Origin of the sequence: Pseudomonas orientalis, assembly GCF_002934065.1 — a bacterium.
Taxonomy (GTDB): Bacteria; Pseudomonadota; Gammaproteobacteria; order Pseudomonadales; family Pseudomonadaceae; genus Aquipseudomonas; species Aquipseudomonas orientalis_A.
In genome coordinates this window covers 4,357,436-4,381,248 of sequence record NZ_CP018049.1, presented here as the reverse complement: position 1 = coordinate 4,381,248, position 23,813 = coordinate 4,357,436, and the positions used below count along the sequence as shown (strand labels likewise).

Below are 23,813 nucleotides of genomic sequence, written 5' to 3'. Positions count from 1 at the left end.
CAGGCGATACTTGCCAGCGACTCCCTGTTGCCGTATTACCTTAAAGTTGTCGTATTACCGTTAATTCGCCGCCGTTCTCCCTACCCGAGTGCCCATGAACGAACAGTTGCAACCTCTCAAGAAACAACCGCGCGCCGGCAAGACCGGTCGCAGCGGAACCCAGGACGATATCGTCTACGCGCATATCTTCGAGGCGATCCTCGAACAACGCCTGGCACCTGGCACCAAATTGAGTGAAGAGGCACTGGGCGAAATCTTCGGCGTGAGCCGTACCATCATTCGCCGCGCGTTGTCGCGCCTGGCCCATGAGGGTGTGGTGTTGCTGCGGCCCAATCGTGGCGCGGTCGTCGCCAGCCCGAGCGTCGATGAAGCCCGCCAGGTGTTCATGGCGCGGCGTCTGGTGGAGCGGGCGATCACCGAGTTGGCGGTGCAGCACGCTACCGCCGAGCAACTGGCCGAGTTGCGCCAGATGGTCAACGACGAACGCGACAGTTTCTCCCGTGGTGACCGTGGCGCCGGTATTCGCCTCTCCGGCGAATTTCACCTGAAGCTGGCCGAAGCGGCGAAGAATGCGCCGCTGATCAGCTTCCAGCGCAGCCTGGTGTCCCAGACCTCATTGATCATCGCCCAGTACGAAAGCGGCAACCGCTCGCACTGTTCCTACGATGAGCACACCCAGTTGATCGACGCGATCGAAGCACGGGATGCGGGACTGGCGGTGGATTTGATGATGCATCACATGGATCACATCGACAGCAAGCTCAACCTCGATGAGGAAAGTGCGTCGGATGATTTGCATGCGGTGTTCTCGCATCTGTTGCAGACCAAGAAAGCGGGGCGCTCTTCGGTAAAACTGTAGTTTCCCTGATTCACCGGGGATAAAAATGTGGGAGGGGGCTTGCCCCCCGATAGCAGTGTGTCAGTCAATGCATAGGTTGGCGGATCCACCGCAATCGGGGGCAAGCCCCCTCCCACATTGGTTTTTTGGTGCCTCTGAAATTAGCGTTGGTGCACCAGATTGCCGGCCGCGTAGGTCTGCAATACCGCTCGATCATCCCCCAGTGTCATCAGCACAAACAGCGTCTCGGCAATGTTATTGGCCTGCTTCAAGCGGTAGCTGAGCAGCGGCGTGGCGTTGTAGTCCAGCACCAGGAAGTCCGCGTCCGTGCCCGGCTGCAAGGTGCCGATCCGGTCTTCCAGGCGCAACGCCCGCGCGCCGCCCAGGGTGGCCAGGTACAGCGACTTGAACGGGCTCAACCGCGCGCCCTGCAATTGCATGACCTTGTAGGCTTCATTCAGCGTTTGCAGCAGCGAGAAGCTGGTGCCGCCGCCCACGTCGGTGCCCAGGCCGACATTCAGTGTGTGCTTCTCGGCCATCGGCAGGTTGAACAGGCCACTGCCGAGGAACAGGTTCGACGTCGGGCAGAACGCCACGGCCGAGCCGGTCTGCGCCAGCCGGGCACACTCGTCGTCACACAGATGCACGCCGTGGGCAAACACCGAGCGTTCGCCCAGCAATTTGTAGTGGTCGTACACATCCAGATAGCCTTTGCGCTCCGGGAACAACTCCTTCACCCATTCGACTTCCTGCTTGTTCTCACTGATGTGGGTCTGCATGTACAGGTCCGGGTACTCGTCCAGCAGTTGCCCGGCCAGCGCCAGTTGCTCCGGCGTGCTGGTCGGCGCAAAGCGCGGCGTGACGGCATAGTGCAGGCGGCCCTTGCCGTGCCAGCGCTCGATCAGCGCCTTGCTTTCCTGGTAGCCCGATTGCGGCGTGTCGGTCAGGTAGTCCGGCGCGTTGCGATCCATCATCACCTTGCCGGCGATCATGCGCAGGTCGAGTTTTTCGGCCGCTTCAAAGAACGCGTTCACCGACTGCGGATGCACACTGCCGAACACCAGCGCGGTGGTGGTGCCGTTGCGCAGCAGCTCCTTGATGAAAATGTCCGCGACTTCCTCGGCGTGGGCCTTGTCGGCGAACTGGCTTTCACAGGGGAAGGTGTAGGTGTTGAGCCAGTCCAGCAACTGCTCGCCATAGGCGCCGACCATGCCGGTCTGCGGCAGGTGGATGTGGGTGTCGATCAGGCCGGGGGTGATCAATGCATCCTGGTAGTGAGTGATATCGATGTCAGCGGGCAACGTCGGCAGCAGGTCGCTGGCGTGGCCGAGCGCACTGATCTGGCCGTTATCGATCACCAGCAGGCCGTCTTCGAAATATTCGTAGGACGCTTCAATGCCCACGATGGCAGGGTCGTCGATGCTGTGCAGGATGGCGGCGCGGTAGGCTTTGCGGGTCAAAGGCATGGTGATCTCAATTGATAGCTTGGCTGCGGCGTGACACCGGCAGCAATTTGGCAATGGGTTCGGCGCTGGCGGTGTGCTGGCCGAAATTGGCGTTATAGGTGGCGATGATTTCGCCGGCGATGGAGATGGCAATCTCCACCGGCAATTTGCCCTTCACCTCGGTGAGGCCCATGGGGCAGCGCATGCGTTGCAGTTGCGCGGCATCGAAGCCGCGATCGCGCAGGCGGTGTTCGAACTTGACGCGCTTGGTCCGGGAGCCGATCAGGCCGAAGTAGGCAAAGTCATTGCGCTTGAGCAGGGCGGCGGTGAGTTCCAGGTCCAGCGCGTGGTTGTGGGTCATGACGATGCAGTAACTGCCCGCCGGCAAGTCGGCGATTTCGTCGACCGGCTCTTCGCTGACGATTTTACGCACGCCTTTCGGGATGTTCTCCGGGAATTCCTGCTCACGGGCATCGATCCAGCGCACCCGGCACGGCAGGCTCGCCAGCAACGGCACCAGTGCACGCCCCACGTGGCCGGCACCGAATACCGCGATGTGCGCCTGCACCTGGCCCATCGGTTCGAACAGCAGCACGGTGACGCCACCACAGCACTGGCCCAGGCTCGCGCCGAGGCTGAAGCGCTCCAGGTGGGTGTTCTGCTGGCCACGGGCGAGCATCTCGCGGGCGATCTGCATCGCCTTGTATTCCAGGTGCCCGCCGCCGATGGTGTCGAAGGTCTGCGCGGCACTGATTACCATCTTCGAACCGGCGTTGCGCGGCGTGGAGCCGAGCTCTTCGATGATGGTCACCAGTACGCAGGGCTCGCCCTGGTTCTGCAGGTCGGCGAGGGCGCTGATCCAGTTGTTCATAGTCACCTCTTGTGGTGTCTGTCAGGCCGTCATCGGGGGCAAGCCCCCTCCCACACTTGAAGGTATTCACAGTTCAAAATGTGGGAGGGGGCTTGCCCCCGATGGCAGCGCCTCGGTCTAGAGCGAAGCCAACTCGGTTTCGGTATCCACCGCCACAGCGGCGCTCAACTTGCGCATCTGCTCACACCCCCACAACACCCGCTCGGGCGTGGCCGGCGCGTCGATCTTCGGCTGCTGGCGATAATCACCCAGGCTCGCCACCGCATCCTTGATCGCGCACCACGAAGCAATCCCGAGCATGAACGGCGGCTCGCCCACGGCCTTGGAATGGAACACCGTGTCTTCGGGGTTCTTGCGGTTTTCCACCAGCTTCACCCGCAGGTTCAGCGGCATGTCGGCCACCGCCGGGATCTTGTAGCTGGCCGGGCCATTGGTCATCAGCTTGCCCTTGTTGTTCCACACCAGCTCTTCCATGGTCAGCCAGCCCATGCCCTGGATAAACCCGCCTTCCACCTGGCCGATGTCGATGGCCGGGTTCAACGAAGCGCCCACGTCGTGGAGGATGTCAGTGCGCAGCATCTTGTATTCGCCGGTCAGGGTGTCCACGATCACCTCGCAGCAGGCCGCGCCGAATGCAAAGTAGTAGAACGGCCGTCCGCGCGACTGGCTGCGGTCGTAGAAGATCTTCGGAGTCTTGTAGAAGCCGGTGCTCGACAGCGAGACCTGGGCGAAATACGCCTGCTGGATCAGCGCCTCGAAGCTCAGGATCTGCTCACGCACGCGCACATGGCCGTTGCGAAATTCCACATCCGCTTCGCTGACGTCGTACTTGCGTGCGGCAAATTCCACCAGGCGCTGCTTGATGGTTTCGGCGGCGTTCTGGGCGGCCTTGCCGTTCAGGTCGGCACCGCTGGACGCTGCGGTTGGCGAGGTGTTCGGCACTTTGTCGGTGTTGGTCGCGGTGATCTGCACGCGGTCGATGTCGACCTGGAACACTTCGGCCACCACCTGGGCGACCTTGGTGTTCAGGCCCTGGCCCATTTCGGTTCCGCCATGGTTCAGGTGAATGCTGCCGTCGGTGTAGATATGAATGAGCGCGCCGGCCTGGTTGAGAAAGCTCGCGGTAAACGAGATGCCGAATTTGACCGGGGTCAGCGCCAGGCCTTTTTTCAGGATCGGGCTGTGGGCGTTGTACAGGCGAATCGCTTCGCGGCGCTCGGCGTACTGGCTGCTCGCCTCCAGCTCGGCGGTCATTTCTTCGAGCATGTTGTGCTCGACGGTCTGGTAGTAGTGGGTGACGTTGCGCTCGGTCTTGCCGTAGTAGTTGGCCTTGCGCACGGCCAGCGGGTCCAGCGCCAGGTGGCGGGCGATGGCGTCCATCACTTCCTCGATGGCGACCATGCCCTGGGGGCCGCCGAAGCCACGATAAGCTGTGTTGGAGGCGGTGTTGGTCTTGCAGCGATGGCCGTTGACCGTGGCATCGCCCAGGTAATACGCGTTATCGGCGTGGAACATCGCACGGTCGACAATCGAGTTGGACAGGTCCGGCGAACAGCCGCAGTTGCCGGCCAGCTCCAGGTTGATGCCGTGCAAACGGCCGTTGTCGTCAAAGCCCACGTCATATTCGATGTAGAAAGGGTGGCGCTTGCCGGTCATCAGCATGTCTTCGACCCGCGGCAGACGCATCTTGGTCGGCTGCCCGGTGAGGCGCGCCACCACCGCGCACAGGCAGGCGGGGCTGGCGGCCTGAGTTTCCTTGCCGCCAAACCCGCCGCCCATGCGGCGCATGTCGACGACGATCTTGTTCATCGACACATCGAGCACTTCGGCCACCAGTTTCTGCACTTCGGTGGGGTTTTGCGTGGAGCAGTACACGATCATGCCGCCGTCTTCGGTAGGCATCACCGAAGAAATCTGCGTCTCCAGGTAGAAATGCTCCTGGCCGCCGATATGCAGCGTGCCCTGGATACGGTGTTTCGCGCTCGCCAGCGCGCCGGCCGCATCACCGCGTTGATGGGTGTGGCTGTCGAGCACGAAGTGTTTGTTGCGAAACGCCTCGACCACATCCAGCACCGGCTCCAGGTCTTCGTATTCGATCACCGCCGCCATCGCGGCTTTACGCGCGGTCTCAAGATCGCGGGCGGCCACGGCCAGCACCACCTGGCCGACGAACTGCACGGTGTCGATGGCCAGCAGCGGATCGCCGGGCATCAATGGGCCGATGTCCTTGAGGCCCGGTACGTCTTCGTGGGTAATCACGATGCGCACGCCGTCGAAGGCGTAGCAGGGCGCGGTGTCGATGCTGAGGATTTTCGCGTGGGCGCGGTCGGACAGGCGCGCATACAGGTGCAGCTGGTTGGGAAATTCGAGGCGGTCGTCGATGTACTGCGCCTCGCCGCTGACATGCTTGGCGGCGCTGTCATGCCTGACGCTGCGGCCGACGCCGGAGGTCAGGTCCTGGGCAAACAGCTCGGCCAGTTCGGCCTGGGTTTTTACCACGGCGTGATGGTTAGACATAAGCGGTCACCCGAGTCTCGATGTGCGGCGTTTGCAGTTCGATGAAGTATTTGCGCAGCAGGTTCTGCGCGCTGAGCAGGCGGTATTCCTTGCTGGCGCGGAAGTCCGACAGCGGGGTGAAGTCCTCGGCCAGGGCGGCGCAGGCTTTTTCCACGGTAGCGGCGTTCCAGGTGGCGCCGACCAGTACCGTTTCGCAGTGCCTGGCGCGCTTGGGGGTAGCGGCCATGCCGCCGAAGGCGACGCGGGCCTCGCTGATCACACCGTTGTCGAGCTTCAGGTTGAAGGCGGCGCAGACGGCGGAAATATCGTCGTCCAGGCGCTTGGACACCTTGTACGCGCGAAACAGTGAATGGCCCTTGGGCACGATGATCTTCTCGATGAATTCGCTGTCCTGGCGGGCAGTGACGCGGTAGTCGATAAAGTAGTCTTCCAGCGCCAGGGTGCGGCGGGTCTGGCCCTTGCACAGCACAATCTGCGCACCGAGGGCGATCAGCAGCGGCGGGGAGTCGCCGATGGGCGAGGCGTTGCCGATATTGCCGCCCAGGGTGCCCTGGTTGCGGATCTGCAGGGAGGCGAAGCGGTGCAGCAAGTCGCCAAAATCGGGGTATTCGTGGTGCAGTGCGGTGTAGCAGTCGGAGAGGGCGGTGGCGGCGCCGATTTCCAGGCGGTCGTCGAAGGATTCGATGCGCTTCATCTCTTCGATATTACCGACGTAAATCATCACCGGCAGGGTGCGATGGAACTGGGTGACTTCCAGCGCCAGGTCGGTGCCGCCGGCCAGCAGGCGGGCTTGCGGGTAGGCGTCGTAGAGATCGGCCAGGTCGACGACCGTCAACGGCACCAGGCAGCGTTTGTCGCCGCTGTTGAGTTCGCCGGTTTGCGTTGGTGCAATCGCCTTGAGCTGCGCGATGGTCTGGGCTTCACGGCTGTCGAACTGGTCCTGGGGCTTGTTGCAACAGGCCTGTTCGGCCGCCGCCAGAATCGGGCGGTAACCGGTGCAGCGGCACAGGTTGCCGGCCAGGGCTTCGTGGGCTTTCTGGGTGTCGGGCGCGTCGCTGTTCTTTTGCAGGGCAAACAACGACATCACGAAGCCCGGGGTGCAGAAGCCGCACTGCGAGCCGTGGCACTCGACCATCGCCTGCTGCACGCTGTGCAGTTGGCCCTGATGCTTGAGGTCTTCGACACTGATCAGTTGCTTGCCGTGCAACGACGAGACAAAGGTCAGGCACGAATTGAGGCTGCGATAACGGATCTGCTCAACGCCTTGATCGTTGCGGTGCAACTCGCCGACCACCACGGTGCACGCACCGCAGTCGCCGCTGGCGCAGCCTTCCTTGGTTCCGGATTTGCCCACATGCTCACGCAAATAGTTGAGCACGGTCAGGTTGGGGTCCAGGGCGTGCTCGCTACGGAGTTCCTGGTTAAGTAAAAACTGGATCACGGAAGGCCTCGCAGACTCATTATTGTTGTTAACCGCTTTGCGCCGAATCTAGTCATGTCTGACTTTTCGGTCAATGGTTTTCTGACCTAAGGGTCAAGAAAATCCGGTCACAACACATTCAATTATGGTCCAGTCTTCTGGAACCGGTGTTTTCAGGGGCTTATGGCGGTTCAGACTTGCGTGTTTCATGCCAAATTCGCCGCCGTGGGCGTAGCGCCATCAGCGGGCCAATGCGCTACACTGCCGCGCTTGTACCGATAGAAGATTTTGAAGGGAAAACATGACGTTCAAGGCGCCGGACAGTCTCGCCGAGCAAATCGCTCACCACCTCGCCGAACGTATCATTCGCGGCGATCTCAAGCCTGGGGAGCGGATCCAGGAACAGAAGGTCACGCTGGCGCTGAATGTCAGCCGTGGTTCCGTGCGCGAAGCCTTGCTGATCCTCGAACGCCGGCACCTGATCGCGATCCTGCCGCGCCGTGGCGCTCACGTCACCGAACTCACCGCACACAAGGTGCAGAGCCTGTGCACGTTGATGGGCGAGATGTACATCCTGCTTGGCAATGCAGTGGCCGAAGGCTGGCAGACCCAGGCCGACATGGCGCCATTCCTGCAAATCCAGCAGCGCCTGATGGGCAGCTACGAGCGCCAGGACATCCGTGCCTTTGTCGAAGAAAGCTTCAATGTGATGCGCGCCGCGTACCCCTTCGCCAACAATCCGTACCTGCAGGAGACCGTCGAGAACCTGCAGCCGGCGATGAACCGCGCCTATTACCTGGCCCTTGACCAGCGCAAGGCGGAAATGAGCGAGTACCTCGCGCTGTTCGAACAACTGCTCGCGGCCGTGCTGGCCCGCGACCTGGCGCAGATCCGCCTGGTGCTGTCGGCCTACTGCCAGCGCAGCAGCTCGCTGGTCATCGCAGCGTTGGCGGACGCCTAAACGTGCGGCTCAAGTGCATCAAACTGGCGGGGTTCAAATCCTTCGTCGACCCGACCACGGTGAACTTCCCCAGTAACATGGCGGCGGTGGTCGGGCCCAATGGCTGCGGCAAGTCGAATATCATCGACGCCGTGCGCTGGGTGATGGGCGAGAGTTCGGCGAAAAACCTGCGCGGCGAGTCGATGACCGACGTCATCTTCAACGGCTCCACCAGCCGCAAACCGGTGAGCCAGGCCAGCATCGAACTGGTGTTCGACAACTCCGACGGCACCCTGGTCGGCGAGTACGCGGCCTACGCGGAAATCTCCATTCGCCGTAAAGTCACGCGCGACAGCCAGAACAGTTATTTCCTCAACGGCACCAAATGCCGTCGACGCGACATCACCGATATCTTCCTCGGCACAGGCCTGGGCCCGCGCAGTTACTCGATCATCGAGCAGGGCATGATCTCCAAGCTGATCGAAGCCAAGCCCGAAGACCTGCGCAACTTTATCGAGGAAGCGGCCGGCATCTCCAAATACAAGGAGCGCCGCCGCGAGACCGAAAACCGCATCCGCCGCACCCATGAAAACCTCGCCCGCCTGACCGACCTGCGCGAAGAGCTGGAGCGCCAGTTGGAGCGCCTGCACCGCCAGGCGCAGGCGGCCGAGAAGTATCAGGAATACAAGGCCGAAGAGCGCCAGCTCAAGGCACAACTGTCGGCCCTGCGCTGGCAGGCGCTGAACGACCAGGTCGGCCAGCGCGAAGCGATCATCGGCACCCAGGAAGTCAGCTTTGAAGCGCTGGTGGCCGAGCAGCGCAACGCCGACGCCAGCATCGAACGCCTGCGGGACGGGCACCATGAACTGTCCGAACGCTTCAATCTGGTGCAGGGCCGCTTCTATTCGGTGGGCGGTGATATTGCTCGGGTCGAACAGAGCATCCAGCACGGCCAGCAACGCCTGCGCCAGTTGCAGGACGATCTGAAGGAAGCCGAACGCGCACGCCTGGAGACCGAGTCGCACCTGGGCCACGACCGTACCTTGCTGCTGACCCTGGGCGAAGAGCTGGACATGCTCACCCCCGAGCAGGAAATCACCAGCGCCGCCGCCGAAGAAGCCGCCGCCGCCCTGGAAGAAGCCGAAACCGGCATGCACGGCTGGCAGGAGCAGTGGGACACGTTCAACCTCAAATCCGCCGAACCGCGTCGCCAGGCCGAGGTGCAGCAGTCGCGTATCCAGCAACTGGAAACCAGCATGGAGCGCCTGGCTGAACGTCAGCGCCGCCTGCAGGAAGAGCGCGTGTTGCTCGCCGCCGACCCGGAAGATGCGGCGATCATGCAGTTGAGCGAGCAACTGGCCGAAAGCGAAATGACCCTCGAAGAGCTCGAGGCCAGCGAAACGCAGCAAGTGGAACGCCTCGAGCAATTGCGCCAGCAATTGCACACCGCGACCCAGGCGCAGCAACAGGCCCAGGGCGATCTGCAGCGCCTCAACGGGCGGCTGGCTTCATTGGAAGCCTTGCAGCAAGCCGCGCTGGACCCCGGCACCGGCACCGCCGAATGGCTGCGCGACCAGCACCTGGCCGAGCGCCCGCGCCTGGCCGAAGGCTTGAAGGTCGAGGCCGGTTGGGAGCTGGCGGTGGAAACCGTGCTGGGCGCCGATCTGCAAGCGGTGCTGGTGGATGATTTCGGCGGCTTCGACCTGGCCGGTTTCACCCAGGGCGACCTGCGCCTGCTCAGTCCCGCAGCCGATGGCACGCGCGTGCCGGGCAGCCTGCTGGACAAGGTCGAGGCGGCGATTGACCTGTCGCCGTGGCTGGGCCAGGTCAAACCGGTCGAATCACTGGAGCAGGCCCTGGCCCAACGCGGCCAGCTAGCGGCCGGCGAGAGCTTGATCAGTCGCGACGGCTATTGGGTCGGCCGCCACTTCCTGCGCGTGCGCCGTGCCAGTGAGGCCGAAAGCGGCGTATTGGCCCGTGGCCAGGAAATCGTCAACCTGAGCGCCGAGCGTGAAGAGCGCGAGGCCACCCTGGAAAGCCTGGAAAGCGAACTGCAAACCCTGCGCGCCACCCAGCGCCAGCAAGAGACCGGCCGCGAGCATCTGCGCCGCCTGTTGCAGGACGAGGCGCGCCAGCAAGGCGAATTGAAAGCGCAACTGTCGGCGAGCAAAGCCAAGGTCGAGCAACTGACCCTGCGCCGCACCCGCCTTGACGAAGAAGTCGCCGAAATGGGCGAGCAGCGTGCCCTGGAGCACGAACAGATCGGCGAAGCGCGCCTGCTGTTGCAGGAAGCCCTCGACAGCATGGCCCTGGACACCGAGCAGCGCGAACTGCTGCTGGCCCAGCGCGACAGCCTGCGCGAACGCCTCGACCGCGTGCGCCAGGAAGCCCGCCAGCACAAGGACCACGCGCACCAACTGGCGGTGCGCCTCGGCTCGCTGCGCGCCCAGCACACGTCCACGGCCCAGGCCCTTGAACGCCTGGAGATGCAATCGGAACGCCTCTCCGAAAAGCGCGAGCAACTGAGCCTCAACCTGGAGGAGGGCGAAGCGCCGCTGGAAGAACTGCGCCTCAAGCTTGAAGAGTTGCTCGACAAGCGCATGAGCGTCGACGAAGAACTCAAGACCGCGCAGATCGCCCTGGAGGACGCCGACCGCGAACTGCGCGAGGCTGAAAAGCGCCGCACCACGGCCGAACAGCAATCCCAGCTGATTCGCGGACAGCTCGAACAACAGCGCATGGAGTGGCAAGCCTTGACCGTGCGTCGCAAGACTTTGCAGGACCAGTTGCTCGAAGACGGCTACGACCTGCACGGCGTACTCAACACGCTGACCGCCCAGGCCAACGAAAAAGACGCCGAAGAAGAACTTGAGCGCATTGCCGCGCGTATCCAGCGACTGGGCGCGATCAACCTCGCGGCCATCGATGAGTACCAGCAGCAGTCCGAGCGCAAACGTTATCTGGATGCCCAGAACGCCGACCTGGTCGAAGCGCTGGACACCCTGGAAAACGTGATCCGCAAGATCGACAAGGAAACCCGCAACCGCTTCAAGGATACCTTTGATCAGATTAATGGCGGTTTACAGGCGTTATTCCCAAAAGTTTTCGGTGGTGGCAGTGCCTACTTGGAACTGACGGGCGAAGATCTACTCGATACAGGGGTAACGATCATGGCGCGGCCACCGGGCAAGAAGAACAGCACCATCCATTTGTTGTCCGGCGGCGAAAAGGCCCTGACGGCCCTGGCCCTGGTATTTGCCATCTTCAAGCTGAACCCGGCGCCGTTCTGCATGCTCGACGAGGTCGATGCACCGCTGGATGACGCTAACGTTGGACGCTACGCTCGGCTGGTCAAGGAGATGTCCCAGACGGTGCAGTTCATCTATATCACCCACAACAAGATCGCCATGGAAATGGCCGATCAATTGATGGGCGTGACGATGCATGAGCCGGGCTGTTCGCGTTTGGTCGCCGTCGATGTGGAAGAAGCGATGGCGATGGTGGAATCCTGAGGTCTGTCAGGAAGGAATTTTACAGCACGCTGTAGGATGGTTTACCAGTCTGGGAAAAGTGGCAAATGGACATATTTGCTCAAGGCATTTTGACAGACGGTGTAAAGTTATCTTTGGTCGTGCTAGTTTAATGTCAATTTTTCGTATGCGTGGGCAAAACGTCAGTCAGAACATAGAGTTGGCGCCACGTTTTAAAGCGGTTTGCACGGTGCTAAACCCCTTATTTTTCAGCATTTTTTATTAGAGGCACGGGATTACATGGAAATCGGTCTGCGCGAGTGGCTGATCGTCATCGGCATCATTGTCATTGCCGGTATTCTTTTTGATGGCTGGCGCCGCATGCGCGGTGGCAAGGGCAAGCTTAAATTTCGCCTGGACCGAAACCTGTCCAACTTACCTGACGACGACGGCAGCGCCGAGCTGCTGGGGCCGCCCCGTGTGCTGGATACCCACAAGGAACCGCAGCTGGACGAGCACGACTTGCCGTCGATGAGCGCGCCGGTGCGTGAGGCCCGCGAGCCTTCGTCCAAGCGTGGCAAGCGCGGCAGTGCGGGCGTGGCCGAGCCGCATCAGGGCGACCTGAACCTGGACGTCGACGAAGGCCCGAGCTTCAGCAGCCGCGATGATGATTTCCCGGATGAAAACGGCGGCAAGGCCCCATCGCGCCAATCGGTCAACGATCAGCCGGCCGCCGAAGAAGTGCTGGTAATCAGTGTGATCTGCCGCGATGCCGGTGGCTTCAAAGGCCCGGCCCTGTTGCAGAACATCCTTGAGAGCGGCCTGCGCTTTGGCGAGATGGATATTTTCCACCGTCACGAAAGCATGGCCGGCAACGGCGAAGTGCTGTTCTCCATGGCCAACGCGGTCAAGCCCGGCACCTTCGATCTGGACGACATCGACCTGTTCAGCACCCCGGCGGTCAGTTTCTTCCTCGGCCTGCCCGGCCCGCGTCACCCCAAGCAAGCGTTCGACGTGATGGTGGCTGCGGCCCGCAAGCTGTCCCAGGAACTCAACGGCGAGCTCAAGGACGATCAACGCAGCGTCCTCACCGCCCAGACCATCGAGCATTATCGTCAGCGCATCGTCGAGTTCGAGCGTCGCGCCCTGACACAAAAACGCTGAGGATTACGCCTCGGCGTTGTCGGATAGAATAAGCGCACTACCATTTGAGCAGCTTCGGCTGCTCTTTTGCTTTTTGAGAGAACACCATGACCGCCGCCCATACCCGCATCCTCGAACTGCGCGCTGAACTGGATCAGCACAATTACCGTTACCACGTCCTCGACGAGCCGAGCATTCCGGACGTTGAGTACGACCGCTTGTTCCGTGAGCTCAAAGCCCTGGAAGCCGAACATCCGGAGCTGGTGACGCGTGATTCGCCGACACAGCGGGTCGGCAGCGCGGCGTTGTCGGCGTTTACTCAAGTCAGGCATGAAATCCCGATGCTCAGCCTCGGTAACGCCTTCGATGAAGCGACCATGCTGGAATTCGATCGCCGGGTGACCGAGGGCCTGGATCTGCCGGCCGGGGACTTGTTCGCCAGTGTCGAATACAGTTGCGAGCCAAAGCTGGATGGCCTGGCGGTCAGCCTGTTGTATCAGGATGGCGAACTGGTGCGCGGCGCCACTCGTGGCGACGGGACCACCGGCGAAGACATCAGCGTCAATGTGCGCACCGTGCGCAACATCCCGTTGAAGCTGCACGGCAGCGGCTGGCCGGCCACCCTGGAAGTGCGCGGTGAAGTGTTCATGTCCAAGGCCGGTTTCGAGCGCCTGAACGCTTCGCAACTGGAAGTCGGCGGCAAGACCTTCGCCAACCCGCGCAATGCAGCGGCCGGCAGCCTGCGCCAGCTGGATTCGAAGATCACCGCCAGCCGCCCGCTGGAATTCTGCTGCTATGGCATCGGCCAAGTGACGGCGGATATCAGTGACACCCATATCGGCAACCTCAAGCAGTTGCAGAAGTGGGGCATGCCGATCAGTCATGAACTGAAACTGGCCAAGGGCATCCAGGAATGCCTGGACTACTACCGCGACATCGGCGAGCGGCGCAACAGCCTGTCGTACGAGATCGACGGTGTGGTGTTCAAGGTCAACAGTATTGCCGCCCAGCGGGAACTGGGCTTCCGCGCCCGCGAGCCGCGCTGGGCCATTGCGCATAAATTCCCTGCCATGGAAGAACTGACCGAGTTGCTCGACGTGGAATTCCAGGTCGGCCGTACCGGCGCCGTCACGCCCGTGGCGCGGTTGAAACCGGTCAAGGTCGCCGGCGTGACCGTGTCCAACGCCACCCTGCACAACATGGACGAAGTGGCGCGCCTGGGCCTGATGATCGGCGACACGGTGATCATCCGCCGCGCCGGGGATGTGATCCCGCAGGTGGTCTCGGTGGTTACCGAGCGTCGTCCGGAACACGCGCGTGCGGTGCAGATCCCCAAAAGTTGCCCGGTGTGCGGTTCCCACGTGGAACGCACGCAACTGGTCAAGCGCAGCAAGGGCAAGGAAACCGTCAGCGAGGGCGCGGTGTACCGCTGCGTCGGGCGGCTGGCCTGTGGCGCGCAGCTCAAGCAGGCGATCATTCATTTCGTCTCGCGCCGCGCCATGGACATCGACGGCCTGGGCGACAAGACCATCGAACAACTGGTGGATGAAAAACTGATCGGCTCGCCGGCCGACCTCTACAAACTCAAGTATGAGCAGATCATCGACCTGGAAGGCTTTGCCGATATTTCCAGCAAAAAGCTGATCGCCGCCATCGAAAACAGCAAGACGCCGACCCTGGCGCGGTTTATCTACGCCCTGGGCATTCCCGATGTGGGCGAGGAGACCGCCAAGGTGCTGGCGCGCTCCCTGGCGTCCCTGGAGCGGGTGCAGAAGGCCTTGCCGGAAGTGCTGACGTACTTGCCGGACGTGGGCCTGGAAGTGGCGCACGAAATCCACAGCTTCTTTGAAGACAGCCATAACCAGGAGGTGATTGGCGCGCTGCTGTCGCCCGATGAATGCGCCCTGCAAGTGCAGGAGCAGGGCGACCTGAGCGCCGAGTTCGCCGCCAGCACCACCCTGGGCGGCCTGCTCGACAAGCTGCACGTGCCCTCCGTGGGGCCGGGCGCGGCGCAGAAACTGGCGGACAAGTTCGGCAGCCTCGAAGGCGTGATCAAGGCCGACTGGCTGGACATGCGCCAGGCCCTGCCCGAGAAGCAGGCCAAGGCCGTGCGCGACTTTTTTGATAGCGAAGACAACGCCAGCCGCGCCCTGGCCATCGAGCAGCAGCTCAAGGACTTCGGCATGCACTGGCAGAGCGAGAAAAAGGTCGTCGAAGGCCTGCCGGAAGCCGGCCACACCTGGGTGCTCACCGGCTCCCTGGAGTTGATGAGCCGCGACGTGGCCAAGGACAAGCTCGAAAGCCTGGGCGCCAAGGTGGCCGGTTCCGTTTCGGCCAAGACCCACTGCGTAGTGGCCGGGCCGGGCGCCGGTTCCAAATTGGCCAAGGCCAGCGAACTGGGGCTCACAGTGCTCGACGAAGAGGCGTTCGTCGCTTTCCTCGCCAAGCACAACATCTCCGTCTGATGATCGTTCCCACGCTGCGTGGGAACGATCCTGCGAGGGAAATGATCTAGTCTCAGTCACCCCTGGGAGAGATCGCCATGTTTCGCTACTTCGAGCAACTCAGCACGCGCATCGCCGCACCGTTCATGGCCGGATCCTCGCGTAACAGCAAGGTATGGCAATGCCGCTGCGGCCAGTCCTTGTTCTTTCGCAACAGCCAGTGCCTGGCCTGCTCGGCGCTGCTGGGCTATCACCCGCAGCAAAGCCGCTTGTCTTCACTGCAACCAGGTCCGGTGGCTGACACCTGGCTGCTGGACGCCGACCTCGACGCCGGCGCCTTTCGCCGCTGCGCCAACCTCCAGACCCCGGCGGCCTGCAACTGGCTGATTCCGGCGCACAGCACCTCGGCCCTGTGCGTAGCGTGCAGCCTGAACCGCACCATCCCGGACTTGTCCATCGCGGAAAATCCCGAGCGCTGGCGCAAGGTGGAAACCGCCAAGCGTCGACTGGTGGCCCAACTGATCAGCCTGGGCCTGCAGGTGGTGCCCAAAAGCGTCAACGAAGACACCGGCCTGGCGTTCGACTTCGTCGGCATCGACCTGCAGGGCAATGCGCCCACGACCGGTCACGCCAACGGCCTGATCACCCTCGACATCAAGGAAGCCGACGACGCCCATCGTGAAAAGATTCGCGTACAGATGCACGAGCCCTATCGCACCTTGCTCGGTCACTTCCGCCATGAGGTCGGCCACTATTACTGGGACCGCCTGATTGCCAACAGCCACTGGCTCGAGCCGTTTCGCAATCTGTTCGGCGACGAACGCGCCAGTTACGCCGACGCGCTCGATCAGCACTACCAGAACGGCCCACGCCCGGACTGGCAGCAAACCTGCGTCAGCGCCTACGCGACCATGCACCCCTGGGAAGATTGGGCCGAGACCTGGGCGCACTACCTGCACATGATGGACGCGGTGGACACCGCCCTGGGGTTTGGCATGAGCGCTCGGGAGATGGATCTGGATTACCAGCCGTTTCCCCTGACCACCCTGTACGACCCCGAACACCCTGGTGGTGCGGCATTCCTCTCCTTCGTCAACGCCTGGATCGAACTGGCCGGCATGCTCAACGAACTGTCCCGCGCCATGGGCCAGCCGGATTTCTACCCCTTCGTGCTGCCGCCAGCGGTAATAGCCAAGTTGCACTTTATCCACCTGGTCATCCAGGAAGAGGGCGGCAGGGCCGATGAGGTCCTGCAGGCACAATGATGAAAATGTGGGAGGGGTCAAGCCCCAATGCCAGTCTGTAGGAGCGAGCTTGCTCGCGAAAAATTCACAGGCACCGCGTTCATTCAGAAAGCACGCGTTATCGTTGACGTTTTTCGCGAGCAAGCTCGCTCCTACAGAGTGGCTGGGAGAGCGTCATCGTTGAAGGCCATGGCAAGTACTTGAAGCTTCTCATTTTTTACGGTTGTAACTTCCGATCAGATCGGTACAATGGCCCCGCTTGCCGAGAGGCCAGCGTCGTTATGGTGACCCCATCGGTCCCCCCGCAACGATTACCCGTGAACCTGGTCAGAGCCGGAAGGCAGCAGCCACAGCGGGAACATTGTGTGCCGGGGTGTGGCTGGTGGGGTTGCCTCCATAACGCTCCCCCTGAGCTCCCTTCTCACAGTCAAATCCAAAAAATGCTTTAAAGCCGTCTGCCATCTAGCAGTCCATGGCGGCATACTCTATTGCCTTGCATTTGGAGATAGCACACGTGGAACAAGTCGATGACCTCACTCGCGAAAAATTGCGGGAGTGGCAGATGCGGCGCTTGGAAATCAAGGACCGTATTCAATCGCACCCTGAGCAGACTCTTGAATTGTCGAGGGTGCTTGATCTCATGGACGATGAGCACGCAGAGATTCTCAGCCGGTCCGAAATAATCCGAACCGCAGAATCGGCTTCTGAAGTCGCTACTGCCGGAGAGATACCGCCTCCTTTGCAAACCGACTACAAGGTGGAGCTTAAGATATCTGCATGCAACGCTCAGGATTTAAGAAGACTGCTCGACATCGCCTTCTACGAATTGCAGCAGCAGATTGAAGCAAAGAAGACATTGGTGGCCAGTGACCGACGGCGATACGGGGGCGGCATGTCGGGCACATTAGGCGACTATAACTTTGAGCTAAGCATCGGAAAGGAATAGCCACGATGGTTGATTCGTTTGTTCCAAAGGTGCCGAACTGGATGGATGCTCGGACCCTGGCAGAGCATCTGGTGCCTCTTCTTGAATATTACGACGTGAAATGGCGGGGACACGGTTTTATTTATGTCAACCATGAAAGCTACAACATCGTTACCGCCCAGCAGATTTTGGCTGACTTGAGTACTGATCTCGGCGTATCGGTACACGAAGTGCATTCCAGATTAATTGCTTTAGGGTGGCTTAACGACGTGCGCTACATCGTAGTGAATGAGCAGCACTGACCGCACAATGCGCCTGACCCCGAGGAAGTATGCAACCGGAACATTTCGATTTATCTAGCCCGGTCTTTTTGCCTGTTACGGAAGAAACCTGTGCAGCCCTGCTGGGTTCCGAAAGCGCAAATGTATTGGCTGGGCTGACGGATCCGGAGCTAGCCGCGGTGCTGGTCATCCAGAATTTGGCGCAGGCTCCGGAGAAAGAGCTGACCTGTACTGGCGCTGAGCGCATCCTGGCCAAATTGATCGGCTGGGCGGTAGACGCTTCCACCTCCAGCGCACCGACGTTGCTATCCGAAGCCCAACGACTATTTGATCCTCGCAAATTGTATTTCGGCCTCAACGTCATCAAAGACTTGAAGCTGCGCCTGCTCTTGGCTGAAGAAATCGCGGCGCGTGATTATTTGCTACCCACCGGCAAATGGGATTTTGATTACAAGGTCCGGCATTTGCGCGGTAATGACCCGTTCAGCCAGCAGATGATTACACCCAAGCACCGTGAGCACTGGCTTAGTTCGGCCCAAGACAAACTGGTGAGAACTTTTCGCGCAAATTTGAATGAAGACTTGCACGTTCAGGGGTACGCAGGGATCGGTAAAAGTCACTTGCTTGGAGCGTTAATGGAGTGTCTGCGTCCTGAAAAAACGCTGGTATTGGCGCGCACTGGCGCAAAATTGGCGACACTGCGCGAGCGTATGGGCCTGGCACCGGACAGCAAGACCGGATCAACATTTGCTGCTTTTGCTAAGGCCCTGTTGCATGGCTCTCGGCCAGTCGACGTTAGCCCGCCGCTCAAGTCACCCAGCAAGCAAGCCGTGGCAGAGGCCTTGGATATCCACGGTTGGCGTAGTCATGATGGCCAAACGACTCTCGACGTTTGTCTCAAAGTACTCGAAAACTACTGTCAATCAGGTCATCACAGCCTGTCCGCCCGGCATTTCCCTCACTTCAAGCAAGCCTTGTCCAACGTGGATGCTCAGGTGTTATTGGAGTATTCCAGTCGCGTGTGGACCTACCTTGAGCGTAATACACAATGGGCCTCCCAGATTGACTTCCCGGCACTGCTTCTGATAAAGCGTGCCTGTCTGGCAGGCAGCGCAGTGCCACCCCGGTATACCCATGTGCTGATTGACGAAAGTCAGGATATTCCTTCCTCTTTATTGCAGATCATCGAGCGCGGCAGGCAGGTATTGATCACGCTGGGCGACGAGTATCAACTGGCCAAGGGAGAGATGGTCAGAAGAAAGCGTGAAGTTCGGCACTGCGATATCAGCTACTCCGTGCGTTCGGGTCGCAATGTGGAGCGCTTGGTCAATCCGTTGATCAGTGTGCATTCTGAGAAGAGCAAGATCCCCTTCGAGGGCGCTCGTGATGCCGACGTCGGCATCGAGCATTACCCTGAGGGTTTTGTGCCGCCAGAAGGTTGCGTGGTGTTGACTGCCTCCCACTGGGACACAATGAAATGGGCCATTCAGCTGCATCAGGCCAACTGCCCGTTCGGGTTCCCTGACAGAAGAACGCAGCAGGATCTCGCGAGCTTCATGACCAGCGTCGTTGCGCTCTTCAAGCCGGACTTTTACAGCTCCGAACACAGCTCCGAGGGCCTGCATGCTTATTTTAATGACATGGATGACTGGCAGCAGGTACGCAAAGCAACTCAGTTCGATGAGTCGTTTCTATGGATCGAGAACGAATTAGAAAGCGGTTTCAACGCCGCAGATATCACGCGCTTGAACCGCCTCAGCGGTCATTCCGGTAAACACTGCATGCTGATGCTGGCTCAAGACGCGGGTGGCATGGAGTTCGACCGGGTGCTGCTTACTCCCGAGTTGTTGACCAATGTGAGGTTCAAGGATGCCTATGCATTCGATCAGCGACTCTGTGAGGTATATATCGCGATTTCCCGTGCCAAGATGCAGCTATATCTTCCCTATGATGTAGTCGAGTGGATTGACTACCAAAAAGAACAGAAAACTCGTGAATTGCATGGCTTTTGAATGCCTTGAGCTAATTGAAGTCAACGGAATTTTGTTCCAGGACTTCCTCTGCAATTTCCCCGAAAAACATCCGTGTGAGGCTGAAGAAAGGACTTAGCTGTTTGCCGCGAGGAATGAGGTCTATACCTGCAAGGCAATGTAGGCTCATATCTTGGTCAATATGATCCTCGAATAACAACTGCAATTCGTCCCACCATTGCTGACGCAGGTTCTGAAGGAAGGGGCTATTCAAATTGAGCAGACCGATGCTGTATACAGCTCGGTCTTCGTCCTGTGCGGATAACTTATCGGCGGGCACTATGCGGCCATCGGACAGATAGGAGAAAAAACGGCCGCAGTCGGGTTGATGGCAGGAAACAAAGCGGTTGATATCAACGGCATCCGATTTTCCGAGGGCGTGTCCGCCGAATACCTCTGATGCCCGACCCTTGAATGCATGTAAATCTGTCCCACTGTCCAGAGCGGAAGAGGCGAGGTTGCTATAGTCAAAAGTACGCGCAGGGTTCTGACTCTTGTTTTCGACGTGTTCTATATGAACCCCCAGGCCGATCTGGTCGGGTCGAATCTCGCTGTAGCAACAGAGGCCATACTGCTCTTCCAACAGATAGGCTAGAACCTGCTGTTTATACCCAAACCCTGACCATCGACTGTCCGCCTCTTTGGCTGAGGCAGGTGGATTTGCATGGGAGTGGTTCAATTGATAGGGACCATGGCCACGTTTGCGTACAGCTCTCATCTTTTAAGCGCTCTCTGCCGTTTGATGCTGCGCTGTAGACGCTGAAGCTGGGGGTGCTGGGGGCTCAATGCTTCTGTAAGCCGTTCCATCAATTCAATGGCAGACTCTTCGTCGTATCGCCCCTTGTCTACCCATTCGGTAAGTAGTAACAACTCAGGCTTTTCAATGACCGGCGGCTGAGGATCTACTTGCATTACGCTGTGCAGAACGCTGCTGCTCGGTTCCCCATAAGTCATCGCCAGGGGAGGGGAGGCGACCAGATTGCCTTGTACATCCTTGCCAATCACTCGAATGTTTTCGCGCCGCACTGTACTCAAAACTTGCGGACTGTGTGTGGTAACAATGAATTGCATGGCCGGAAATGCCTCACGCAATGAACTCAGGATGGTTTGTTGCCAATGAGGGTGGAGGAACATGTCAACCTCATCGATTAAAGCGATGCCGTGCGTTTTCAAAGGTGCTTCAGCCCCCAGGTGCGGATTCAGCTTGCAAGCCCGAAAGGCGAGGTCCGCAACCATAGCGATGGCGTTACGCAGGCCATCGCTCAGCATTTCCACGGGCAATATGCCTTGTTCAGGATGATGCATGATCAACTGTTGTTGATGGCTCTCGCTGTACTCCAAGCTGTGCCAACCGGTTGGAGTTTGAATTAAGCGATCAATCGCCTCTTTGATCGATTTGATGATCTGCCCGAATCGGACGCCAAGTTCAGACAACCGTGCATTGCGTTCAAGGGCGACCACTTGAGCTTCCCGGTAGCTGCGATAGATCCAGCTATACCATGCTGTAAAGGTTTTGAAGCTTGACGAATAAGAGAGGCAATTCAGATAGCCCGATGTTCTGGAGTATTCGGATTTATCCAGAGTGGTTTGGGCCGCAGCCGAGGTAAAGCGCCCCTCAAACCAGAGCCGCGAGGTTCCCAGATAAGTGACTAGCGGTAATACGACAAGCTCATCACGACGTACTTTTTCCTGAAGTAATTTGCCGTACCCCGTCAGAGCTTTAGAACCGGCGCCTGCGAGCGTGTTGGTCGATTTTTTCAAGCTCGTGCGTTGTTGTAACCAATGACGTTCCGGTTTGCCATCACCCCACGGGCCCGACGCCTCTATGATACTGGGTATTTGGGGTTCCATATTGTCGTTGGTAAGGCGGGCTAGGCGTACGTCATCTATCTGAATTGTCGCGGATTTTCCGGTCTGGCTGCCGAGGTCAAAACCTTTCACAAAAGGCCATAAGGCAACCCTGGCGGCATCCAGAATTGTGGTTTTTCCGCCTCCGTTGGAAGCAATCAATACGGTCAGATGGGGGTCGAAGTCGATCTCGAACTCTCCAAAGCAGCGGTAGTTCTGCACGCGCAGTTTGTCGAGCCTCACAGTCGTTTCTCCGATTTGATTATCTGACCAGGCATAGGGTCGTCCTTATGCATTCCTGGGTGGTACAGCATACTAGAGGGGAGAAAGAAAACGCTAAGTAAAGCCGGGTGGAATAACCGTTTATTCTTGAATGTCTGCGGGCTTTCTTTGGCCGTCAGACGAAACTGCCGCCAGTGATGTCCCCGATCGATAGCTGTCTCACAACTTTTCCAAACCTCTCTGGACAACCCCCAGGCACCTTGTTAGCTTGCGCCGGCCACTTGTTTCAGAGTACGACAAGGGCGTGGACTTGATATCGAAGCGCAATCGCTTCTTTAACGCACAAGGATGTCCGTCATGAAAAGCCTGCAAGGGTTGCCTCGTCTTATCAGTGCCTCGGTCGGTACGCCCGGTAAAGCCCGCAACTTGCCTGCCGATGTTCAGTGCATCCAGTATCTATTCAACCTGATCATTCCCAAGCTGGGTTTCGCCCTGCCCGAAAACGGCAAATGCGACGGCCAACTGGTGCAGTGCATCAGCCAATACCAGTTCCGTCATCTCAAGTACGCCCACCCCGATGGCGTGATCGACCCTACCGGTCGTACCTTCAACAGCCTGATCGAAGAGGCGCTGAAGGTGCCGGTGACGGCCTTCCCGACGATGCGCATTCCGAGCTTCCTCAATGCCTTCGGCAATAACAATGCCGATGCGGTGCAGGCCACCGTCAATGTCTACCTGAATCAGGTGCGTGCGGTGATCGAGGCCGAACGGCGTAACCGGCAGTTGATGATGCAGTCCACCTGCGATGGCGGTATGACGCTCAGTGACACTGACTTTCAGAACGCCGCCAAGCAGTTGGGCAACGGGATTTCGGTGAATGTCATCAAGGCGTTCGCCACGATCGAGTCGGGCGGGAAGGTGGGGTTCGGGCCGGCAAAGTTGCCGATCATCGCCTTCGAGGGCCATCACTTTCGCAAGTACACCAAGCACATTTACGACCAGTCGCACCCGCTGCTGTCGTACGTCTACAAGAAAAAAGCCGGCCCGCAATGGCAGGCCAACAACAAGGACCAGGTCAAGGCCTGGGAAACCATGGCTACCGCGTTTGCCCTGGACCAGGAAGCGGCGTTGCTGTCGGCCTCGTGGGGCATGTTCCAGATCATGGGGTTCAATTTCGCGTCTTGCGGATTCAAGACCGTGTTCGAGTTCGTGGCGGCCTTGAAGATCAATGCCGGCAATCAGCTCAAGGCTTACCTGAGCCTGTGCGGCAAAAATACCGCGTTGATGACGGCCATGAAAAACAAGGACTTTACCGCCATGGCGCGCAACTACAACGGTGAGGACTACGGCAACTACGACGTGCTGATGAAGCAGGCCTACGACGTACTGGAAGGGAAGAAATAAGATGATGCGTTTACTGGCGATGGGTGTGTTGTCGTTATGCGTCGTGGTGCCTGTGTTTGCAGGGCCTGCCGCGTTGCAGTCGGGCAAGTACGAGGGGCTGATGCTGGCGGTGACGCCGCAGCAGCAGGTCGAGGGGTTCTATTCGGAGGCGATGGGCGAGGGCGTGACGCGGGGGTGCAGCTTCTTTCTGCAAGGTAAGCCCGAAGCGCTGACCACCTGGCGCGACGCGGCTTATCCCGGCAGCGTAGCGGCAGCGGCCGACGGCGTGACCCTGACCGTGGAGCAAGGTCGCCAGCATCCAGGTTGCATCAACGTGTTGATGCCGGACATCGCGACGGGCCTGGCGTTGAGCCAGACCGCGCGGAAAAAATGGATCGGCCTGGTGACGATATCGGCGCAGAAGGCTTACCTGTTGAAAACGCCGGGCGCCAAAGCGACAAAGCGGCCCTACATCGTCAAACATGATGTGGTGGGGGTGCTGGCGTTCAAGGACGGCTGGGCGCAGGTGGAATTTATCAATGCTGACGAGCGTTCGTTCACCGGCTGGATCAGCCAGGACCAATACGCACGGTTGGCTGCGCCGCAGCTCTAAAAAATGTGGGAGGGGGCTTGCCCCAATGCCAGTCAGTCAAGGCTTTTGTAGGAGCGAGCTTGCTCGCGAAAAACTCACGGGCACCGCGTTCATTCAGGAAGCACACGTTATCGTTGACGTTTTTCGCGAGCAAGCTCGCTCCTACAGGGGGCGGTGTACGCTTAACTGACTGCAAGCCC

Annotated in this window: 17 protein-coding genes and 1 other RNA gene; 12 read left to right on the top strand and 6 right to left on the bottom strand. The window is 59.7% G+C overall.

The window, feature by feature from the left end; translation table 11 throughout:
- The first annotated feature begins 94 nt into the window (after window positions 1-94).
- Window positions 95-859, top strand: coding sequence for a GntR family transcriptional regulator (locus BOP93_RS19615; protein WP_104504340.1), 765 nt, complete (start codon window positions 95-97; stop codon window positions 857-859).
- Window positions 860-999: 140 nt separating this feature from the next.
- On the opposite strand, the gene guaD is transcribed toward BOP93_RS19615, so the two are convergent.
- From guaD to xdhA, 4 genes are all read right to left on the bottom strand, one after another.
- Complete coding sequence (guaD, locus tag BOP93_RS19610) at window positions 1,000-2,304, bottom strand: guanine deaminase (protein WP_104504339.1); 1,305 nt, start codon at window positions 2,302-2,304, stop codon at window positions 1,000-1,002.
- Between the two features lie 7 nt (window positions 2,305-2,311).
- Window positions 2,312-3,154, bottom strand: coding sequence for a xanthine dehydrogenase accessory protein XdhC (gene xdhC / locus BOP93_RS19605; protein WP_104504338.1), 843 nt, complete (start codon window positions 3,152-3,154; stop codon window positions 2,312-2,314).
- Between the two features lie 117 nt (window positions 3,155-3,271).
- Entirely contained in the window at window positions 3,272-5,671 is a 2,400-nt protein-coding gene (gene xdhB, locus BOP93_RS19600; protein WP_104504337.1) for a xanthine dehydrogenase molybdopterin binding subunit, read from the bottom strand.
- Entirely contained in the window at window positions 5,664-7,112 is a 1,449-nt protein-coding gene (gene xdhA, locus BOP93_RS19595; RefSeq protein ID WP_104504336.1) for a xanthine dehydrogenase small subunit, read from the bottom strand. The genes xdhB and xdhA overlap by 8 nt, the downstream gene beginning before the upstream one ends.
- Before the next feature lie 280 nt (window positions 7,113-7,392).
- On the opposite strand from xdhA, the gene BOP93_RS19590 reads away from it, so the two are divergent.
- The 9 genes from BOP93_RS19590 (at window position 7,393) to BOP93_RS19550 (ending at window position 19,550) form a co-directional block, all read left to right on the top strand.
- A complete protein-coding gene (locus tag BOP93_RS19590; protein WP_104504335.1) occupies window positions 7,393-8,052 on the top strand; it encodes a GntR family transcriptional regulator in 660 nt (219 codons plus the stop codon).
- Between the two features lie 2 nt (window positions 8,053-8,054).
- Window positions 8,055-11,543, top strand: a complete 3,489-nt coding sequence (gene smc / locus BOP93_RS19585; RefSeq protein WP_104504334.1) for a chromosome segregation protein SMC — start codon at window positions 8,055-8,057, stop codon at window positions 11,541-11,543.
- Window positions 11,544-11,801: 258 nt separating this feature from the next.
- Window positions 11,802-12,665, top strand: a complete 864-nt coding sequence (zipA, locus tag BOP93_RS19580) for a cell division protein ZipA (RefSeq protein ID WP_065892358.1) — start codon at window positions 11,802-11,804, stop codon at window positions 12,663-12,665.
- 86 nt (window positions 12,666-12,751) lie between these two features.
- Window positions 12,752-15,109 (top strand): NAD-dependent DNA ligase LigA, encoded by a 2,358-nt coding sequence (gene ligA / locus BOP93_RS19575; protein ID WP_104504333.1) that lies wholly within the window; start codon window positions 12,752-12,754, stop codon window positions 15,107-15,109.
- Window positions 15,110-15,186: 77 nt separating this feature from the next.
- Window positions 15,187-16,353, top strand: a complete 1,167-nt coding sequence (locus BOP93_RS19570) for a zinc-binding metallopeptidase family protein (RefSeq protein WP_104504332.1) — start codon at window positions 15,187-15,189, stop codon at window positions 16,351-16,353.
- Between the two features lie 270 nt (window positions 16,354-16,623).
- Window positions 16,624-16,720, top strand: an RNA gene (ffs, locus tag BOP93_RS19565) — signal recognition particle sRNA small type.
- 126 nt (window positions 16,721-16,846) lie between these two features.
- Window positions 16,847-17,278 (top strand): hypothetical protein, encoded by a 432-nt coding sequence (locus BOP93_RS19560; protein WP_104505331.1) that lies wholly within the window; start codon window positions 16,847-16,849, stop codon window positions 17,276-17,278.
- Between the two features lie 5 nt (window positions 17,279-17,283).
- Window positions 17,284-17,559, top strand: a complete 276-nt coding sequence (locus BOP93_RS19555; RefSeq protein WP_104504331.1) for a hypothetical protein — start codon at window positions 17,284-17,286, stop codon at window positions 17,557-17,559.
- A 29-nt stretch (window positions 17,560-17,588) separates the two neighbouring features.
- A complete protein-coding gene (locus BOP93_RS19550) occupies window positions 17,589-19,550 on the top strand; it encodes an AAA family ATPase (RefSeq protein WP_104504330.1) in 1,962 nt (653 codons plus the stop codon).
- Between the two features lie 10 nt (window positions 19,551-19,560).
- Here the strand turns inward: BOP93_RS19550 and BOP93_RS19545 are convergent, their stop codons facing one another.
- Both BOP93_RS19545 and BOP93_RS19540 read right to left on the bottom strand, forming a co-directional pair.
- Complete coding sequence (locus tag BOP93_RS19545) at window positions 19,561-20,286, bottom strand: retron system putative HNH endonuclease (RefSeq protein ID WP_104504329.1); 726 nt, start codon at window positions 20,284-20,286, stop codon at window positions 19,561-19,563.
- Window positions 20,283-21,659 (bottom strand): AAA family ATPase, encoded by a 1,377-nt coding sequence (locus BOP93_RS19540; RefSeq protein WP_333965090.1) that lies wholly within the window; start codon window positions 21,657-21,659, stop codon window positions 20,283-20,285. Before BOP93_RS19540 ends, BOP93_RS19545 begins: the two co-directional genes overlap by 4 nt.
- A 336-nt stretch (window positions 21,660-21,995) precedes the next feature.
- Here BOP93_RS19540 and BOP93_RS19535 point away from each other — a divergent pair, with 336 nt between their 5' ends.
- Together BOP93_RS19535 and BOP93_RS19530 are read left to right on the top strand one after the other, a co-directional pair.
- Window positions 21,996-23,042 (top strand): N-acetylmuramidase family protein, encoded by a 1,047-nt coding sequence (locus tag BOP93_RS19535; RefSeq protein ID WP_065887876.1) that lies wholly within the window; start codon window positions 21,996-21,998, stop codon window positions 23,040-23,042.
- Between the two features lies 1 nt (window position 23,043).
- Window positions 23,044-23,634: a hypothetical protein gene (locus BOP93_RS19530; protein WP_104504328.1), complete on the top strand. Its 591-nt coding sequence runs from the start codon at window positions 23,044-23,046 to the stop codon at window positions 23,632-23,634.
- Window positions 23,635-23,813 lie beyond the last annotated feature (179 nt).